Below are 2,885 nucleotides of genomic sequence, written 5' to 3'. Positions count from 1 at the left end.
AGCGTGGCGGGCCGAAAGCGAACCGATAGCGCGCACGCGGGCGACAAGAAACTCGATGTCGTCGAGGAGGTCTGTCGCGTCGATGCGATCCGGCGCAACGCCCAGATCAATCACCGGAGATGAGTCGGTCATGGCAGCAGTCTACGGGGCTAACAGTTGACATTCAAAGTAATTGAAGATATCAACGATTATTGAGAGATTTCACGTCGGCGGAACATCCTCCGCGACGCCCCCGACCACCAACGGAAATAGAGCACATGAATCTTCAGGGAAAAGTTGCCATCGTCACCGGCAGTGGGCGCGGCCTCGGGCTCGCCTACGCTCAGGATCTCGCAGCCCACGGGGCCAAGGTCGTCATCAATGATGTTGACGAGGCCACCGCTGCATCCGCCGTCGACAGCATCACCAGCGCAGGCGGAGAAGCCGTCGCCCTCGTGGGTGCCGTCGGATCGACCGAGACCGCCAATGCCCTCGTGGCGAAGGCCGTCGACACATGGGGTCGGCTCGACATTCTGGTGACCAACGCCGGAGTTCTGCGCGACACCGTTCTGTGGAAGATGAGCGACGACGACTTTGATCTGGTGATCAACGTTCACCTGCGGGGAACCTTCACGTGCGTTCGCGCCGCGGCGATCCACATGCGTGAACAGGGCGAGGGAGGCCGCATCATCACGATCGGCTCGCCCACCGGCCAGTTCGGCAACTTCGGCCAGACCAACTACGCCGCAGCTAAGGCCGGCATCGTTGGTATGACGCGCACGTGGGCTCTTGAGCTAGCGCGCGCCGGCATCACCGCGAACTCGGTGATCCCCGTCGCAGCGACGAGCATGACCGAGACCGTGCCGTTTCTCAAGGAGTACACGGATGCAATCGCCGCTGGCGAGCCACTGCCTCCGTTTGCCCGCAAAGAGCTTGGCTTCGGAACGCCCCAGGATGTTGCTGGCCTCGTGACCTTCCTCGCCTCCGACGAAGCAGCAGACATCACTGGTCAGGCCATTGGCATTGGCGGTGACCGCCTCGCGCTCTACTCGCACCCCACGATGATCGTCACCGAGATTGCCGACAACGGCTGGACCGCTGAATCCATCGCTGCAGTGTGGGCAGACAAGTTCGCCGCGGACCAGCAGTCCGTTGGCGAGAAGATCCCCACGCCTCCCGGAGCATAAGAGCGACATGAGCGAGCGCTACGAGCCCACGATCGACCTCGCGTCGATCGTGGCCATCGACACCCACGTGCACATTGAGTCTGACCACGGTCACCACTCTCTGCCCGACGAGCTGTATGACGCCGCCGCCAAGTACTTTGGCAACGGCGGCGAGTTTCCCGGAATCGACGAAACGGCAGCCCTCTTTCGCGAGCGGAACATGGCGGCCGTGGTGTTCACGGTGGATGCGGCAGCGAACCTTGGCCATGACGGCATCAGCAACGATGCGGTCATCGATGGGGCGATTCGTCACTCAGACGTGCTCATCCCCTTCGTGAGCATCGACCCGTCGCGAGGCGCAGCGGGGGCAGAAGAGGCGCGACGCCTCGTGGTGGAACGCGGAGCCCGGGGGTTCAAGTTCCATCCCACCGTGCAGGGCTTCGACCCGAGCGACCGAGGGCATTGGGACTTCTTCGCCGCCATCGCCGAGCTCAACGTTCCGGCGATCTTTCACACTGGCCAAACCGGCATTGGGGCGGGCACGCCCGGGGGCCACGGCCTGCGGCTGGGGCTCTCGAACCCCATGCTTCTCGACGACCTCGCCGCAGAGTTTGCCCACCTGCAGATCGTGATGGCGCATCCGTCGGTGCCGTGGCAAGACGAGGCGATCTCCGTCGCCACCCACAAATCCAATGTGTGGATCGACCTCTCGGGCTGGTCGCCCAAGTACTTTCCCGCTGCTCTCGTCAAACAAATGGGATCGCGCCTGCAGAACCAGGTTCTCTTCGCATCCGACTACCCCATGATTCACCCCGACCGATGGATCGCCGACTTCGCTGGCCTCGAGATCAAAGACAGCGTTCGCCCCAAGATCATGCGCGAGAACGCCCTGCGTTTGCTGCGCCTCACCGACTGACCCAACAACAGGAGACACCCCATGGCAACAACCGCAACACTCGCCAGCCTGCCCGAGCTCGTCGGCCAAGATCTGGGCGCCAGCAGCTGGATCGACATCACCCAGGAGCGCGTCAACACCTTCGCCGACGCGACAGAGGACCAGCAGTGGATTCATGTCGACCCCGAACGTGCCAAAGACGGCCCGTTCGGCGCCGCAATCGCCCACGGCTTTCTCACGCTGTCACTGACCATCCCGCTGTGGACCGAACTGCTCGACGTGACGGATGCCGGCACCAAGGTCAACTACGGCCTCAACAAGGTGCGTTTTCTCTCGCCCGTCAAGGTGGGCTCCCGCATTCGCCTGCAGGCGACGATCGCTGACGTCGAAGAGGTCAAGGGCGGCCTGCAGATCACGATCGACATGACGATCGAGATCGAGGGCGCCGAGAAGCCCGCCGCTATCGCGCAGGCGATTCACCGCTTCTACGCGTAGCTCGCGAACTGGAGGGCCGCTCGCGCGATGCGGGCGGCCCTCCAGTGACCGACCACGGTGACGGGCCGGGCTGGGCGCCTCAGTGACCGACGATTCCCAGCTCGTATGCCCTGATGACCGCTTCAACACGGTTGCGAGCGCCGAGTTTGGCAAGCACGCGCCCGATGTGCGCCTTCACCGTGGAATCGCTCAGGTAGAGGTTCGCCGCGATCTCGGCGTTGGTCTGCCCGCGACCGACGAGCACAAAGATCTCCCTCTCCCGGGCAGTGAGCTCTGAGAGGGCATCACTTGCCTCGGAGTCACGACGCGTGCCGAGGTGCGGAGCCGCGGCTTCGATGAGCTTGGCGGTG

The 2,885-nt window shown here is 63.6% G+C and carries 4 protein-coding genes; 3 read left to right on the top strand and 1 reads right to left on the bottom strand.

Annotation, left to right across the window (positions count from 1 at the left end; genetic code table 11):
• Positions 1-257 precede the first annotated feature (257 nt).
• The 3 genes from AC062T_RS12185 to AC062T_RS12175 are packed head-to-tail and all read left to right on the top strand — an operon-like array spanning position 258 to position 2,535.
• The gene (locus AC062T_RS12185; RefSeq protein ID WP_476030394.1) at positions 258-1,166 is read left to right on the top strand and encodes an SDR family oxidoreductase; all 909 of its coding nucleotides are present in this window, start codon (positions 258-260) and stop codon (positions 1,164-1,166) included.
• Between the two features lie 7 nt (positions 1,167-1,173).
• Positions 1,174-2,061, top strand: a complete 888-nt coding sequence (locus tag AC062T_RS12180; protein ID WP_476030392.1) for an amidohydrolase family protein — start codon at positions 1,174-1,176, stop codon at positions 2,059-2,061.
• A 21-nt stretch (positions 2,062-2,082) separates the two neighbouring features.
• Positions 2,083-2,535, top strand: coding sequence for a MaoC family dehydratase (locus AC062T_RS12175; RefSeq protein WP_476030390.1), 453 nt, complete (start codon positions 2,083-2,085; stop codon positions 2,533-2,535).
• A 79-nt stretch (positions 2,536-2,614) separates the two neighbouring features.
• Here AC062T_RS12175 and AC062T_RS12170 read toward each other — a convergent pair.
• Positions 2,615-2,885: response regulator transcription factor (locus AC062T_RS12170; RefSeq protein ID WP_476030388.1), on the bottom strand; the 271-nt coding region annotated here is incomplete at its 5' end.

The organism is Homoserinimonas sp. (genome assembly GCF_056262345.1).
This window is presented reverse-complemented; position numbering and strand designations above follow the sequence as displayed.

Coding starts and splice junctions, on each gene's coding strand:
- AC062T_RS12180 (WP_476030392.1), top strand. CDS start 1,174: ATGAGCGAGCGCTACGAGCCCACGATCGACCTCGCGTCGATCGTGGCC.
- AC062T_RS12175 (WP_476030390.1), top strand. CDS start 2,083: ATGGCAACAACCGCAACACTCGCCAGCCTGCCCGAGCTCGTCGGCCAA.
- AC062T_RS12185 (WP_476030394.1), top strand. CDS start 258: ATGAATCTTCAGGGAAAAGTTGCCATCGTCACCGGCAGTGGGCGCGGC.